Source organism: Clostridiales bacterium (genome assembly GCA_015243575.1).
Lineage (GTDB): Bacteria > Bacillota > Clostridia > Peptostreptococcales > Anaerovoracaceae > Anoxybacterium > Anoxybacterium hadale.
The window spans coordinates 4128048-4143164 of record CP042469.1; the positions used below are offsets into that span (position 1 = coordinate 4128048).

Annotated in this window: 14 protein-coding genes; 10 read left to right on the plus strand and 4 right to left on the minus strand. The window is 45.5% G+C overall.

What is annotated here, in order from left to right; genetic code table 11:
- Positions 1–46 precede the first annotated feature (46 nt).
- The 5 genes from FRZ06_18110 (at position 47) to FRZ06_18130 (ending at position 3976) form a co-directional block, all read left to right on the plus strand.
- The gene (locus tag FRZ06_18110; protein ID QOX65122.1) at positions 47–544 is read left to right on the plus strand and encodes a PTS glucose transporter subunit IIA; all 498 of its coding nucleotides are present in this window, start codon (positions 47–49) and stop codon (positions 542–544) included.
- A 102-nt stretch (positions 545–646) separates the two neighbouring features.
- Entirely contained in the window at positions 647–1489 is an 843-nt protein-coding gene (locus FRZ06_18115; GenBank protein ID QOX65123.1) for a PRD domain-containing protein, read from the plus strand.
- A 17-nt stretch (positions 1490–1506) separates the two neighbouring features.
- A complete protein-coding gene (locus tag FRZ06_18120) occupies positions 1507–2187 on the plus strand; it encodes an N-acetylmannosamine-6-phosphate 2-epimerase (protein QOX65124.1) in 681 nt (226 codons plus the stop codon).
- On the plus strand, positions 2180–3676 hold the full coding sequence (locus tag FRZ06_18125) for a PTS glucose transporter subunit IIB (protein QOX65125.1): 1497 nt from the start codon (positions 2180–2182) through the stop codon (positions 3674–3676). Before FRZ06_18120 ends, FRZ06_18125 begins: the two co-directional genes overlap by 8 nt.
- A gap of 36 nt (positions 3677–3712) precedes the next feature.
- A complete protein-coding gene (locus FRZ06_18130; protein QOX65126.1) occupies positions 3713–3976 on the plus strand; it encodes an HPr family phosphocarrier protein in 264 nt (87 codons plus the stop codon).
- 66 nt (positions 3977–4042) lie between these two features.
- Here FRZ06_18130 and FRZ06_18135 read toward each other — a convergent pair whose 3' ends face one another.
- From FRZ06_18135 to FRZ06_18150, 4 genes are read right to left on the minus strand one after another with little or no spacing between them, the layout of a single operon-like run.
- Entirely contained in the window at positions 4043–5044 is a 1002-nt protein-coding gene (locus FRZ06_18135) for a carbohydrate kinase family protein (protein QOX65127.1), read from the minus strand.
- Positions 5007–6041, minus strand: a complete 1035-nt coding sequence (locus FRZ06_18140; protein ID QOX65128.1) for an SIS domain-containing protein — start codon at positions 6039–6041, stop codon at positions 5007–5009. Before FRZ06_18140 ends, FRZ06_18135 begins: the two co-directional genes overlap by 38 nt.
- A gap of 23 nt (positions 6042–6064) precedes the next feature.
- Complete coding sequence (locus FRZ06_18145; GenBank protein ID QOX65129.1) at positions 6065–7354, minus strand: class II D-tagatose-bisphosphate aldolase, non-catalytic subunit; 1290 nt, start codon at positions 7352–7354, stop codon at positions 6065–6067.
- 56 nt (positions 7355–7410) lie between these two features.
- Positions 7411–8136: a GntR family transcriptional regulator gene (locus FRZ06_18150; protein ID QOX65130.1), complete on the minus strand. Its 726-nt coding sequence runs from the start codon at positions 8134–8136 to the stop codon at positions 7411–7413.
- 221 nt (positions 8137–8357) lie between these two features.
- Between FRZ06_18150 and FRZ06_18155 the strand changes: the two genes are divergently transcribed.
- The 5 genes from FRZ06_18155 to FRZ06_18175 all read left to right on the plus strand — a co-directional run bounded on the left by FRZ06_18155 (position 8358) and on the right by FRZ06_18175 (position 14772).
- The gene (locus FRZ06_18155) at positions 8358–9692 is read left to right on the plus strand and encodes an alpha-glucosidase/alpha-galactosidase (protein QOX65131.1); all 1335 of its coding nucleotides are present in this window, start codon (positions 8358–8360) and stop codon (positions 9690–9692) included.
- A gap of 74 nt (positions 9693–9766) precedes the next feature.
- Positions 9767–11041 (plus strand): extracellular solute-binding protein, encoded by a 1275-nt coding sequence (locus FRZ06_18160; protein QOX65132.1) that lies wholly within the window; start codon positions 9767–9769, stop codon positions 11039–11041.
- Between the two features lie 76 nt (positions 11042–11117).
- On the plus strand, positions 11118–12008 hold the full coding sequence (locus tag FRZ06_18165) for a sugar ABC transporter permease (GenBank protein ID QOX65133.1): 891 nt from the start codon (positions 11118–11120) through the stop codon (positions 12006–12008).
- Between the two features lies 1 nt (position 12009).
- Complete coding sequence (locus tag FRZ06_18170) at positions 12010–12840, plus strand: carbohydrate ABC transporter permease (GenBank protein QOX65134.1); 831 nt, start codon at positions 12010–12012, stop codon at positions 12838–12840.
- A gap of 75 nt (positions 12841–12915) precedes the next feature.
- Positions 12916–14772, plus strand: coding sequence for a DUF4832 domain-containing protein (locus tag FRZ06_18175; protein QOX65135.1), 1857 nt, complete (start codon positions 12916–12918; stop codon positions 14770–14772).
- Positions 14773–15117 lie beyond the last annotated feature (345 nt).

Genomic DNA, 15117 nt, shown 5'->3' on the forward strand with positions numbered 1-15117 from the left:
GAAATTTTAATGAGCTCTTTTTTATTTATTTTTGAGGTGACTAATCATGTTCAACTGGCTTGAAAAGCGGGGGAAAAAATTTACCGAAGTAATATCATGTGTTGAGGGGGTTCTCATTCCGCTTAAGGATGTCAAAGACCCAGCATTTAGCAGTGGGGCGATTGGCAGGGGTATTGCAATACAACCCAAATCTTCTAGCGTTGTTTCTCCTGTGGATGGTACGATACAAATGATCTTTCCGACAAATCATGCAATTGGTATTGCAACATCGGATGGGCTTGAATTTCTGATCCACATCGGTATCGACACTGTGAAACTAAAAGGAGAAGGATTCAAACTATTTGTCTCCGAGGGGCAGACCGTTCGAAAGGGTGATGTTATAGTAGAGGTGGATTTTGATCTTTTGAATAGAAAAGGATACAGCACAGATACCATGCTGCTGTTGACAACAGATCAAGCGAAAGCGGAATTTCTGGACATTGGTCCATATGGAGAACTCGTCGGCGGGAAAGATCAGACGCTTTTTAAATGCAGTATGAAGTGAGCTCTATTCGCATTCTATTGAATTTGAAGATAAAAAGACTAAAAATAGATAAGGAGTTGAGTAAAGGCTGAATCCTAAATGAATGGATAAGCGGCTTAAGCTATGAATGAATATCTCACTAAAAAAGTTCTAAGCAACAATGTTGTGCAAGCCTATGATGTAGCAGGCGATGAAGAATGTATCTTGCTGGGCAAAGGGATTGGCTTTGGACTTAAAGACGAGGAGCCGATTGACTCAAGTAAAATTGAAAAAAAGTTCTATATTAAAGATCGGATCAATTTCAACAAATATCAGAAGCTTATAGAGAATTGTGATGAGAAGCTCATGTTTCTCGTTGAGAACTATATCGGCAAGGTCGAGAAATATTTTGGTTGTCAGTACAGCGAGAATCTTCATATTGGCTTGTTGGATCATTTAAATTTCTCGTTATATCGGCTCAGAAATAACATCACAATCTCTAATCTTTTTATTGATGAAATCAGTGTCATGTACGAAAAGGAATATACCTTTGCAAAAGAAATGCTTGAATACCTGAATCGTGAATTAGGAGTAAGCTTGCCAACAGTGGAAATCGGGTTTATTGCGCTGCATATCCACTCCTCGATCAAGGGAGATCAAGCATCGCAAACCGCTCTTTATATCAATATTATCGGCCAGTGCATGGAATTGATCGAGAGTGAATTTGGCATGAAACTTGATCCTAAGAGTCTCAATAGGGCACGACTGATTACGCACCTTAAATTCGCATTGAAAAGAGCAAGTGAGAATATAAGCGTAGACAATGTGATCATAGACTCTCTAAAATCCACGTACCCAAAGACATTTCAATTTGCAGATAGAATGGCAAAAAATATTTTCGAAAACTATGGCTTATTTCTTCCGGAAGGAGAAATCGGATACCTTACGATCCATATTGAGAATATCATTTCCGGGCAACGAAAATAAAAACGGGAGGAACTTATATGTTAAACAACTTAAAAGGGAAGTTGATTGTTTCATGTCAGGCACTTGAAGATGAGCCGCTGCATAGTTCTTTTATCATGGGAAGAATGGCCTTGGCAGCAAAGCTGGGTGGAGCAAGTGCTATTAGGGCACAAGGGGTAGACGATATCAATGAAATTAAGAAGGTCACGGGACTTCCTGTGGTAGGAATCATAAAAAGAAATTATGCCGATTCTGAAATATATATCACACCCACAAAAAAAGAAATCGATGAACTGCTGAAAACCTCCTGTGAGATGATCGCCCTGGATACAACTGATCGGAAAAGACCCGGCAATGAATCGCTGGAATTTCTAGTAAATTATATCCATAGCCATAACCGGTTTGTGATGGCGGACTGTTCCACTCAAAGGGAAGCGGTTTATGCACAAAAAATCGGTTGTGATTGCGTATCCACCACGCTTTGCGGATACACAACATACTCTGAACATTACGAAGGGCCCAATCTTTTGCTGATTAGCGCGCTGGCAAAAGAATTAAATATTCCTGTAATAGCCGAAGGTAAAATTAATACACCCAGTGATCTGAGAGACGTCTTGGATGCAGGTGCTTACTGTGCCGTTGTAGGTGGAGCTATTACAAGGCCATTGCAAATAACAAAAAAATTCACCAGTGTACTAAGGGAGGGTTATCATGTTTAAACAGCTTCAAAAAATTGGGAAGTCATTTATGCTGCCAATTGCCATACTTCCAGCAGCAGGCTTGCTTTTAGGAGTAGGCGGCGCTTTATCAAATCCCACGACGATCCAGGCATATCCCATTGTGAATATCCCATTTTTACAAGTTATTTTTAAGATTATGGCTTCCGCAGGAAGCATCGTTTTCGGCAATCTGTCATTGCTGCTTTGCATTGGTCTGGCCATCGGTCTGGCGAAAAAAGATAAGGGAACTGCAGCACTGGCGGCAGTCGTTGGGTATCTGATTATGACGACAACTACCAGTGCGATGGTAGGGATCTTTAACCCTGACGGTGCTGCCATTGACACGGGAGTTGTTGGAGCTATTGCTGTTGGCAGCGCAGCGGCATTTTTACATAACAAATACTATAATATTCAGCTGCCTGCAGTTCTTGGATTTTTCGGTGGCTCACGCTTTGTTCCTATTGTGACATCTTTTGTCTCGATCTTTATCGGTGCAGTATTCTTCTTGATCTGGCCGCCATTCCAGCAGCTTCTGATCGCATCAGGAGAAAGCATCTCGAAAATGGGCGTAATCGGTACCTTTTTTTATGGATTCCTTATGAGGCTATGCGGCGCAGTTGGTCTTCATCATATGATTTACCCCATGTTCTGGTACACAGAATTAGGAGGCGTGGCAACCGTGGCAGGTCAACAGATTGCGGGTGCGCAGAAGATATTTTTCGCACAACTGGCAGATCCAAATCATGTTGGACTTTACACTGACGGAACCAGATTTTTTGCAGGTCGTTTTGCAACTATGATGTTTGGACTTCCGGCTGCATGCTTGGCAATGTATCATACTGTGGCAAAAGATAAGAGAAAATTATTTGCCGGGTTGTTTCTAGGCGCGGCACTAACCTCATTTATTACTGGTATTACAGAACCCATCGAATTTATGTTCTTGTTTGTCAGCCCATTGCTTTATGTTTTCCATGCCTTCCTGGATGGGGTATCCTTCCTGATTGCCGATCTGCTAAACATATCAATCGGTAATACTTTTTCGGGCGGAGTCATAGACTTTACCCTCTTTGGAATCCTGCAGGGGAATGCAAAAACAAATTGGCTGTTGGTGCTTCCGGTAGGGGCATTATGGGCTGTCATCTATTACTTCTCTTTCAAATTTGCAATATTAAAGTGGAACATTCTAACTCCAGGCAGGGGCGATGATGTACTTCAAGCAGCACAGGTAACAACCAAATCGTCACTGCGGGAAGAAGCTTTGGAAATCATTTCGGCACTTGGCGGCAAAGAAAATATCGAAGATGTGGATGCATGCATTACAAGGCTGAGAGTGAATGTGAAATCAAAAGAGAAGGTCAGTAAAGAGGATTTAAAAAGAATAGGCGCTACCGATGTTCTTGAAGTTGGTGGAGGGATACAGGCTATTTATGGAGCCAAAGCGATTCTGTATAAAAATTCAATTGAAGACATCCTTGGATTAGAAGAGTAACAACAAGGGATAGGTGGCGAATGAAAAGGAGAAAAAATGGTTGAACGAAGTATTCTGATCGAGAACAAAACCGGACTTCACGCAAGGCCTGCGAGCAACCTTGTAAAGGCAGCAAAACAATTCAAATCTAAGATTCATATTATGAAAGACGATAGAGCCTATGAAGCAAAATCCATGCTGGCAATATTAAGTGCCGGTATTGTAAAGGGCACTAGAATACGGCTGGTTTGTGAGGGCGAGGATGAAGCGGATGCACTCAAAAATCTCACCGAGCTCATAGCATCAAACAAAGAGGAATAAGGGAACGATAAAACGCCTGGCTGTCAGCCAGGCGTTCTGTTTGAGCTGGTAAGCGGTCTGATGCGCCTAAGAACCAAACGTCTCGCCGTGACGAATGCAGTTCTCCACCTCATGCAAGGTGGGACATTGGGAGGTGCCGCCCATCTTTGTGACGGACACAGCACCTGCAGCATTTCCATAATTCAAGCATCTGGCAAGATCCATATTGTTCAGATAAGCATACAGGAAACCTGCGTTGAAGCTGTCGCCTGCTCCGGTGGTGTCTATGACTTTAGTTTTATATGCGCCTTGCTCAATCGTTTCATCACCGCGTATGGCTAAAGCGCCCTGGGGACCTCGCTTGACGACTAGCGTGCCGTTCTTCATCATGGAGTGAACCCGTAGGGCAGCCTGCCTGACGTCATCACTTCCTCCGATGCCGCAGGTCTCGCTCTCATTCGGAAAAAACACGTCAATATACGGTAAGACCTGGGACAGGCCATTATCCCACGTTTGTGATTCCTGCCACCCTGCATCCAAGGACAGTGTCATTCCATGGGCTTTCGCCTTCTCCAAAAAAGCGGGAAGTCCAGCCGCTAGCTTTGTCTGCAGGAAAAAGGCGCCAATATGGATGTGGCGGGCCTCGAGCCATGGCTGGGGAGGTAGTTTGTCCGCGGTCAGACAGTCGATGGTGTCTCCCTGATGGGTCACCAGAGCGCGGTCGTGTCCGCAGCTCAGTGAGACGGTCAGTCCGGTCTGCAGACTTTCCTCTTGCAGCACATGAGCCGTATCAACCCCATAGCGGTGTAGATAGGTTTCGCACACCTTGCCCCAGGTATCCGTGCCAAGGTGTCCCACAAAACCCGTCTTCAATCCCAGTGAGGCCATTACGCATGCACAGATGGCTGTAGAACTGCCAAGCTGCAGATCAGAATTCTTGCACAAAATTTCACGGCCTAGAAGGGGAACTGTGGCCAATCCTTGTAAAATCAGATCGGCGTTTAATTCTCCGATTGCAAGTACGTCCTTTTTCATTTCCAGGCCTTCCTTTCTACAGAGAAATCCATGCATCGAGACCAGTGGGCGCATCCGGGTTAGTTCCTCGGTAAATGGCCTTGTGATAAGACAAGAGCTGGCAGATTTGAATGAAAGGAAGCCCTTTGGCAATATGGCTGATTTCACGGTGGTACGGCATAAACTGAACCGAATCAGACTCCTGGGGCTTATCGGTAAAGGCTATGATGTGAGAAGTTTTCTTGGACATATCTTGCAAGAAGTCTTTCTCGTAATCATTATGGGGACCCAACACTGCGAGAATCATAGTATCTTCATTGATGAGTACAGCAGGACCATGGCGTGAATCCAGCAAATGGTAGTGATTCGAGGGAAGCTGACAAATTTCTTTAAAGGCGAGAGCTCCTTCCTCGGCTAGACCGCAAAGCTCGGCATCTCCAAGCACCACTACCTGCGACCAGGAATCTGCTGCATAATTCTTTAAAAGAGCATCTATCTGATCCAGGTAATCGTCTCCGTGGGCGATCACCTCGTCTAAATCAGCCAAGAGGTCAAAATCATGAGTCAAATTTGCTAGAATATAAGCAAATGCATAGTACAGGCAGGATACGGTACGAGTTTGGCATACGCTGTGGTCGTAGGCCCAAGGGAGATCCAGATTCATATCCGAAAGTTCTGCCAGAGCGGACGCTTCCCTGCAAGTAAGTGTCACGGTGGTAAATTGACAATTCTGTGCCTTTAAGGCTTCTAATGCAAGCAGGATCTCGCTGGTGCTGCCTGATCGGGAAACCGCAAGTACCAGGGCGCCCTCAAAGCTTTTTATGTATCGGTTGGCGTGAAGCAGCACATCTCCGGCAGGCAAGGCCGTTGAGGGAAATCCCGTCTTCATGTGTGTCATACGGGCTAGAGATTTCGCCAGACTAAAGGAGGACCCACAGCCCAGCACAATGAGAGAGGTATAACGCCTCGTTTTGATCCATTTTGAGATCTCTGTCATTTGTCCGTCTAAATATGATTTTGTCTGCTGCATGGAACGGTACTGTTCCTTGATCTCATGATAAGTTAAGTCCATTTTCTTGCCTCCTGAATTTCATTCTAACGGTAATCGTCCAACAGAGCACAAATTTTATCAAGCAATAGCGCAGACGGCTGTGTGCTCAACGTATTTTGGCGCACCTTGCGATATTGGTCAGGTAAAAATTGATGCAAAAGGCCCAGGGGAATATCCGTTTGCGATAAGTTATGTAAAAGCTTTTCCTCTGCCGCTTTTACTTCGGGGTTCCCTAGATAATACCGGCTTCTATCTGACAGACCAAAAATACGATTGATCGATAACATTCGTTCTGGCCCGTCAAAATAGGTTTTCCAATAATTTGGGTTTTCTCGCATGACACGTTCCAGAACTTCGCAATAGTGTGATTGTTTTTCCGGTGAGTCGGAAAACAATATTTTTTCCATGGATTGCAGTGCATAGAGACCCTCTCGCAGTGCAAAGGTGAGCGCTGGCCCTACTTTTAAAATAGCAACTCCGTTGCTGATCATGGTGTGCAAGGCTTCGGGACGCTGATAATCGGTGGAATGCCCCTCGAAAACCAGGCCCGGATAATCGTCGAGGGCATGGCATAGTGCGGATGCGGCCTCTGCATCATAATCCATAATTGTGTCGTTCCCAAATTCTACGCCAGGCTGTACGACCACGGCAATCACTCGTTTCCAGGCTTCGTGCAGCCCATGTTCTTCGAATGCATCTTGAAATAGGGTGACTTCCTCGTGAAAATTTTTCGGGGTGGTGACGGAGATTGTGTCTTCTTTGTCATGCGCTCCGCCTGCGATGGGAACCTCGCTGCCAACCACATAGATAGGAGGGACCGCGTCGGAATTTTTAACGTGAAGCGATCTGTACGCCTGCTCGCAAGCTGCGGCCAGACGTGCCGCTCGTCTGGCGACGACGGACGGATCCAGGCCTTGGGTGATCTCGTCGTCTGCCAAGGGCATACTGGCATCGAGATGGATTTTGGTAAATCCGGCCATTATGAAATCACGAACCAAGGTCTCTGCCTTGTTCATGGCGCTTTCTTCTGTTTCGTTCTTCCACACCATGGGTCCCAGGTGGTCACCGCCTAAAAATAAAGAGGAAAGAGGAAATTTATTTTTTAGGGCCCGCTGCTCGACAAAATCAAAAAAGTCTTGCGGCGTCATTCCTGTGTAGCCGCCAAATTGGTTGACTTGATTTGCTGTAGCTTCCAGCAGCAGCGGGATTTGATGTTTTTGAGCCCACAACATACCGGCGTCAATGACCCATTCGTTGGCGCTGCAAAGTGAGGGAATCCCGATGGGATGATCAGGGGTTCTCGTGTTCAGAAGCGTTTGAAGCGGGTGGTTCATAATCGTTACCTCGTAATATATCCATGATAGAGCTAGCGTTTGACTGACGAACGCAATTACCGGAGTTCCACAGTATAAGTAAAGAAGTCTCCTCGGACGATAGAACTGCAATACTCCACTGTGCGTACGCCAAAATAGGTGACACGTTCCAAATGCATTGCTGGCATTCTGAGTTTAAGACCCATGAGCTCAGCTTCGGATTTGCGGAGCGCTGTTGCTCGGAATTTCTCAATGACTCTGTCCGGAAAAACTCCGTCCAGCCGCATGGCGTTGTAGAGTCCTTTGCTCGAGATATTCTCTTCGGTGAGACTTGGGCACACCTCCACTGGAATATAGGAAGTCTCCAGCGTATATGGCGTATTCCCAACCAATCTGAGTCGAGTAAGCTTAAAGACTTGGCTCTGGGGCTCCAGACCAAGGTGGGATGCAATCTCGCTTTCTGCGGGAATTCGATCAAAGTGAATCACCCGGGAATGTTCCTCCATCCCTCGCTGTTTCAGCTCCTCACTAAACGAGTAAAACTTAGACAGCCGCTGTTCAAACGATATATTTGTTACAAAAGTTCCCTTTCCCTGACGGCGTACCAGGTGGCCTGAACGCTCAAGCTCATCCAGCGCTTTTCTTACCGTGATGCGGCTCACCCCATAAAGACTGCAAAGCTCTTTCTCTGAGGGGATTTTTTCTCCGGGTGGCCATTGCTTCGAAATGATCTTTTTCATCAATTCTTCTTTCAACTGATAGTAGAGTGATATGGGAATATTCCTCGATATATCTTTTTCCATTTGGTCTGATCTCCTAACTGGTACTGTGATTATAACGTTATAACCTTTAGCGACATTGTAACACGCAAACTCTGTAATTGCAACATAGTTAATTTAAAAAAGAAAAAATATTCTGGAGAAATTGACATTGAAAAAAACGCATGGTAATATTGTCATAACAAGTTGCGCTTTTAGGTTACTTCAGTAACGACAGAATGTTAAATAGATGGAAGGGGTTTTCAATGAAACGAAAATTTACATTTATCGGTGCGGGATCATTGGATTTTACGCAGGATTTGGCCAGGGACATTTTGAGCTTTGAACATTTCCGAGATGCCGAATTTCATCTCGTAGATATCCATGAAGGCAGATTGGCTTATGCAGCCAAGGCGCTTGAAAAGCTGATTCGTCACGGCGGTTACGCAGCCACTGTACATCCGACTGCTGATCGCAGGCAGGCACTTATCGATTCGGACGGCGTACTGATTACCATTTTGCAAGGCGGCGTTGATGTATGGAGACATGATATTGAAATACCGAAAAAATATGGAGTTGACATCTGTGTTGGCGATACCAGAGGGCCGTCGGGCATTTTTCGTTTTTTGAGAACCGCCCCTGTCATGCTGGACATTATCCGTGACGTTGAGGAGCTTTGTCCCAAAGCGATCGTGCTCAATTACACAAACCCCATGGCACTTTTGTGCGCGTATCTGCAGCGGCAGACGAAGGTACAGATCACGGGCCTTTGTCACAGCGTTCAAGGGACTGCAGGTATGCTGGCAAGCTGGCTTGGCGCAGACACAGAGGATATCACTTACACATGCGCCGGCATCAATCATCAGGCATTTTATCTCGATTTTAAATGGAAGGGGAAGGACGCGTACCCGTTGCTCAGAGAAGCGGTATGTACCCGGCAGGAAATCGCAAAGGAGGAACCTGTGCGTAATGAGATGTTTCTGCATCTGGATTATTATCCCACAGAGTCCTCGGGGCACAACTCAGAGTACAACGCATGGTTTCGCAAGCGTCCTGATTTAATTGAAACGTATTGTACTCATGGAACAGGATGGAACCCGGGCGAGTATGCCTACGTTCTAAAAGAATACATAGAAAAGGAAAAAACATGGGAGGCACAGTTTAAAGCGATGTTGGATTCTCCTGATGTCGATCTGACCAGGGGGGAGGAATATGCATCCAATATCTTTAATGCGCTGTTTGGAGATCATACGCCCTTTGGTTTCAACGGGAATTTACTGAATACCGAAGGACTCATCAGAAACTTGCCTCAAGGTGCATGTGTTGAGGTGCCGATGCTGGCTTCCAAAGAAGGAATTCGGCCATTCAGCGTAGGGCCGCTTCCAGACCATCTCGCTGTGCTGGTAAATACTTCTGCACGCTGTGAGGAACTGGCTGTCACAGCTGCTCTGGAAGGCGATCCGCGAAAGGTATTTCAATCCATTCTGTTCGATCCGCTGACAGCCAGCGTGCTGTCTATGGCTGAAATTCGTGATATGACTCAGGAGATGTTGTTAAAAAACAAAGATTTTCTTGGCTATTTTAACTCACTTACGATATAGCCTGAAAGACTGCTGTTTTATGCCAACGTGACCAAATAAGTTGACGCCAACGATTTTATTCTGGAGGGAATGATATGAAAAGGAAACTTATCTGTTTGCTGCTTGCACTCATGCTGCCGGGGTTACTGCTGACCGGCTGTCAGAAAAGCCAAACCACAAAAGGCAAAGTCTCTGATGGTGAACCCATCACTCTAAAATACTGGACACACTTGGAAACACCATGGAATATTTCCAACGACAAATTAATTGCAGCGTTTGAAGACGAATATCCTGACATCAAAATTGAAGTTGAAGCATATCCCTATGACGATTTTGAACAGAAGGTGCAGACTTCGCTGCTCTCCAAGTCGGGAGGCGCTGATATTTATGAGCTCTGGGGCGGATGGGCTTACGAATTTGCACCTACGGGAGTATTCTCTCCCGTGCCGGACGAACTGCTTAACGATTTACTCGATGATTGTTATGAGCCTGTGCTAGGCGCATTTGAACATGACGGTGCTTACTACGGCGTACCCATGGAGTTTAATGCAGAGTATGGCGGCATGCTTGTTAATAAACCATATTTCGATAAACATAATTTATCCTACCCCAATACTTGGGATGAGATGATTTCTCTTGCTACGAAGAATTCGGTCTCAAAAGGTGACATCTTTGATATGAGAGGGTTTGACTTCATCTCCTTCGATTCCCTCCCCTATACTTGGCTATCTATGATTTTGTCCTCCGGCGGTACCTACCTGGAGGGTGATACATTCAATTTTGATACACCGATTGCAAAAGAAACCCTGAAGCAACTCGTTGACTATGTGAAAGTCAATAAGGTTACCAATATAGAGGGGCTGTCCGGCTCGGATATCGAAAACTTCCACTGGCTCTTCCTTGATCAGGCATTAATGGTTCCGAGAGGTATCTGGAGCATTCCGGTCGGAGAGGAAGAATTTGATATCAGCTATGGAGAAGAATTCGACTATGTACCAATGCCCTTCTATGGAACGGAAAAGCGCTGGGCAGCCGAGACCGGCTGGGGGCTGGCAGTAAACAGCGGATCGGCAAATACGGAAGCCGCCTGGAAATTTATCTCATTCTGCCTGCGTCCGGAAAATCTGATCCAGCTCAACATAGACCGAGGTATGATACCGCCGCGTAAATCTGTAGCACATGATCCAGCGTACGTGAAAGCCGTACCTTATGCAAAACCCATCTTGGACGTTCTGGATGGTGCATCATTTGTAGGACCCATCAACACTGATGTTCTGAAAGAGTCGATCTGCAATATGTATGCGGATATCATTCAGAATAATACACCCATTGATGCTGCTGTGGTTAAGCTGAATCAGGACATTCAATAAATGCATTTATGAGGCCTTTATCCGTCCTGATTTAGACTTGGATAAAGGTCTCTCCCAATCCCAGCTGGAGGTTGAAATGAAAAACAATAGATTTGTCTATACCATTCTGACACCGATTTTTATCTGCATGATCGTATTTACTCTTTTGCCCATTTTAATTGGGCTTGGGATTTCCCTCTTTGATTACAATCCACTGGCTGCCGGCAATGCCTTCGTTGGTTTTGAAAACTTTAAGAAGCTCACCACTGACGGCGTGTTCCATATTGCACTGAAAAACACGTTGATCTTTGTGCTTGTCACGGTTTCGCTGAACATTGTACTTGCGCTCCTTATCGCACAGGCCATCAGTTCAATGCGTTCGAATAAAACACGATCTTTCACGCGGATGATTTTCTTTATGCCCATTGTTGCACCCCTTGCAGCCTCCAGTCTGGTTTGGAAAGTAATGTATGCCAATAAATATGGACTGTTTAACAATATACTTGGTAACCTGGGGCTTCCCACGCAAAACTGGTTGGGAGACCCGGCATGGCTGCTCCCTGCAATTATTCTTTTTACTATTTGGGCAGACATTGGCTATAACATCATCATCTTTTCGGCAGGGATGGACGGAATTCCTCATGACTTTATTGAAGCTGCGGCAATTGATGGTGCCGGTCCGGTGCGGAGATTTTTTTTCATAACCCTGCCTCTTTTGGGACGTACCACAGCTTTTGTTGTCACCATGACACTAATCTCCCATTTTCAGATGTTTGCGCAATTTGAGATTATGGGACGATCCGCCGGCAGTCCGGGCGGAGGCGGACCGAATAATGTCGGTATGGTGCTGACATTGGAGATATACAAAGAGGCGTTTAAATACAAGAACATGGGATATGCCTCTGCTATTGCATTAGTTCTGTTTCTCATAATCCTGGTTGTAACCGTTATATCCCAGCGCATCAGTCGTTCGGATTGGAGGTACTAACATGAACCTTAGAAAAAAAATAACGCCCCTCCGTATCCTTGGCATGCTCATAGCAGTGGTGGTGATTTTTGCTGTGGTGATGCCCTATCTTTGGATGCTTCTCACGTCTTTTAAAAGCACACCGGAGATTATGAAAAACCCCGATAAAATCTTACCGATCCATTGGAGTATCAACGGCTATATTAAGGTACTCACCAGATCCCCTTTCTTTATCTGGTTCACAAACAGCCTTCTTGTATCTGTTTCGGTCACACTGCTTGTTTTGCTTACCAGTTCCCTTACCGGGTATATCTTTGCAAAATATCAGTTTCGTCTGAAAAATCTACTGTTTTGGCTTATTCTTGCTTCTATGATGGTACCATTTTCCGTAACCATGATACCCAACTTTCTCATTGTCAACAAATTGGGCCTTTATGATTCTCTTGCGGCGCTCATTGTGCCCATGATGGTCTCTGGATTTGGCATATTCTTGTGCCGCCAATTCTGTGAAGACATTCCCGACAGCATCTGTGAAGCCGCAAAAATTGACGGAGCGGGTGATTTTCGAATCTATTTTACGATTATTCTGCCGCTGCTGCGTCCATGTCTGGCTGCCCTTGCAATATTCACGTTTTTGGAGAGCTGGAATGATTACCTCAGACCTCTCATCATGCTTGAAAAAGTAGACAGCATGACATTGCCTGTGGCACTGTCCTTTTTCTCAACACAACATGGTAATGACTTGAGTGCAACCATGGCAGCGGCAGCGCTGGTAATGATGCCGGTAACCATTGTCTTTCTTGTTTTTCAAAAGCACTTCATCAAAGGAATCGCCCTTACTGGGAGCAAATGATTTTCAAATCAACCCATTCCATAATTTCGATGGTTTTGCAATTACAAAACCAATGCAAAAAACTGAAAGGAGCACATGATGAAGAGACGATTCAAGCAAGCGATCTTCTGCTTGCTGATCCTACCGTTATTGCTGACCTTCAGCGCGGTTCCCGCGTTTGCTAACCTTCCGACAACAGCTGAAACGCTGGTACCGCAGAACCTTGACTATACGGAAAATCCTGTTGATATTCCCAATCCGGACAGAGGCTTTTACCGGGCGAATGACGGAATGGTAGTGCCGGTGAGAGGCTCAGGTTCCGGCACGATGAATGTGGGGGATCATCCGGTGACTGTGGGCGGTGTGCAGGTCACTACCCGGGTCAGTCATGTTTATTTCGACTTAAGGAACTTTTCGAGTAATGCTTTTACTGCAAGAGGCACCCGTTATGATGAAAGTTATCGTGCACCAGTAAATGTGTCGATTGGATCAAGGCCGGGGGATACAGTGCCCTATGACTATGCGACCCATTTTGATTACTGGAAGGAAAATGTTTTGCCCACTTGGCCCCACGGCGTTTCTCAGCCCCTAAGCAGTGATGCGCTGGCCTACATAAGGGATAAGCTTCAGCAGGTAAGAGACGGTAATGGAGTAACGCTGGTACGCTTTAATTATGACGGTGCCGGGTATGGCTGGGTAGATGTTGACCATCCCCAGGACGGTTATATTGACCAGTCCATAGCGGATATTGAGCCGGACAAAGCAACCGTGCTTGCACAAATTGCACAGCTTAAACCGATCCTTCATGAGTATGAGGACGTTATCATGGGGGTTGATGGGGGTATGTTCGGCCCATGGGGAGAAATGCATTCGACAAGCTTTGGCACAAGCCCGCAGGCTTATGCATGGCTTCTGGATGCATGGCTTGACGCCGTACCTGTATCACGTTCCATCATCGTGCAGGGAGGCGCATTTTTGTCATGGTATAACGCCGCCTATGGTAAAAACTACACATTTGAAAATATTGATCAAATACCGGCTCCGAAACGGGGAAGCCCAGAGGCACGTTTCGGTTTCTTCAACGATAGTTATGCATATGGTGAGGATGAAGGCGACAATTATCCGAATGACTGGGGTTCGCTTTCCGAAGGTGCCGGCTGGCCCGGTGATCCGCTTGGTGATGCCGAGTCCTATGATCGCGGCAGAGTGATGACCTGGATCAGACATCAAAACAACTTCTATGGCGGTGAAGCGCAGGGTGATGCGACTCTTTGGAACACGTATCCGTTTGTTGGCTGGGAAGCCTCCTATGCTCAAACCGTTTACCTCAACGCGGATTATGAGGCGAGTGTTCATGATCGATGGGGAAGCTTTTCGTACACGAAAGAAAACGTTACAAAAAAGATGACAAACGCCTATGCGGCGCCATATAAAACGGAATATGCAATCTTTGACCCCGTATATGACGGCAAAACCGGAGCGGAATATTGGCGTGACAGACTGGGCTATCGGTTGGTGCTTCGCAAAGCTAGCGCGAGCGAATGGGTAGCGCAGAATGGCACTCTCAAGTTTGAAGGAAAGATTCAGAACGTCGGTTTTGGGAATATCGTAAACAAGAAAAATGTGACGGTTATCCTGAAATCCAAAACGAAAGGGAAATCCTACAAGGCTCTTACAAACCTTGATGCAAGGGATTGGCGACCTGACCTGGACAGCAGAGCGGGCAATATCAAGGCATATCGTGATCTGAGTTTTTCGATTAAGATGGGCGCATTTGGCCAAGTTCCTGTTGGTGAATATGATATTTATCTAAAGATTAATGACCCTAAGGAAACGACTGCCAATAAACGCTGCATCCGCTTTGCTAACAAAGGAAATGCAATTTGGGATGCGGGCCTTGGTGCAAATTTGATTGGTTCGACTACAGTGAAGTCCGCACAGCCCATTCAATGACGTTTGCAAGTGTTTATATCTGACTGATCTATGGAATCCCCAGCTGTTTGAAGCCGGGGATTTCTGTTTGGTTTCGTTCATTTAAAGAGGGTCGAAATTGACAAGGATACTATTCATATAAACATAGTATGCATTTATAAATTGAATCTTTGAGTGGAAAAATACATAAAATGTAATGAAATTTGTCGAAAAATGTAAAAAATAGTTTGCCAATCGAACGCTCGTGTGATAAGTTTAACAAAAGAGTGGTTGAAATATATAATATACAAACTGGAGATGATTAGGAAAAACAGCAATTTTTTTAGAGTGAGAAGATTAGCCTTGGGGGATCGGGAAAAGGGAGAA

Bases quoted from the DNA above. Each gene is read 5' to 3' on its own strand.
- FRZ06_18110 (QOX65122.1), top strand. From the start codon at position 47: ATGTTCAACTGGCTTGAAAAGCGGGGGAAAAAATTTACCGAAGTAATA.
- FRZ06_18115 (QOX65123.1), top strand. From the start codon at position 647: ATGAATGAATATCTCACTAAAAAAGTTCTAAGCAACAATGTTGTGCAA.
- FRZ06_18120 (QOX65124.1), top strand. From the start codon at position 1,507: ATGTTAAACAACTTAAAAGGGAAGTTGATTGTTTCATGTCAGGCACTT.
- FRZ06_18125 (QOX65125.1), top strand. From the start codon at position 2,180: ATGTTTAAACAGCTTCAAAAAATTGGGAAGTCATTTATGCTGCCAATT.
- FRZ06_18130 (QOX65126.1), top strand. From the start codon at position 3,713: ATGGTTGAACGAAGTATTCTGATCGAGAACAAAACCGGACTTCACGCA.
- FRZ06_18135 (QOX65127.1), bottom strand. From the start codon at position 5,044: ATGCGCCCACTGGTCTCGATGCATGGATTTCTCTGTAGAAAGGAAGGC.
- FRZ06_18140 (QOX65128.1), bottom strand. From the start codon at position 6,041: ATGGACTTAACTTATCATGAGATCAAGGAACAGTACCGTTCCATGCAG.
- FRZ06_18145 (QOX65129.1), bottom strand. From the start codon at position 7,354: ATGAACCACCCGCTTCAAACGCTTCTGAACACGAGAACCCCTGATCAT.
- FRZ06_18150 (QOX65130.1), bottom strand. From the start codon at position 8,136: ATGGAAAAAGATATATCGAGGAATATTCCCATATCACTCTACTATCAG.
- FRZ06_18155 (QOX65131.1), top strand. From the start codon at position 8,358: ATGAAACGAAAATTTACATTTATCGGTGCGGGATCATTGGATTTTACG.
- FRZ06_18160 (QOX65132.1), top strand. From the start codon at position 9,767: ATGAAAAGGAAACTTATCTGTTTGCTGCTTGCACTCATGCTGCCGGGG.
- FRZ06_18165 (QOX65133.1), top strand. From the start codon at position 11,118: ATGAAAAACAATAGATTTGTCTATACCATTCTGACACCGATTTTTATC.
- FRZ06_18170 (QOX65134.1), top strand. From the start codon at position 12,010: ATGAACCTTAGAAAAAAAATAACGCCCCTCCGTATCCTTGGCATGCTC.
- FRZ06_18175 (QOX65135.1), top strand. From the start codon at position 12,916: ATGATGAAGAGACGATTCAAGCAAGCGATCTTCTGCTTGCTGATCCTA.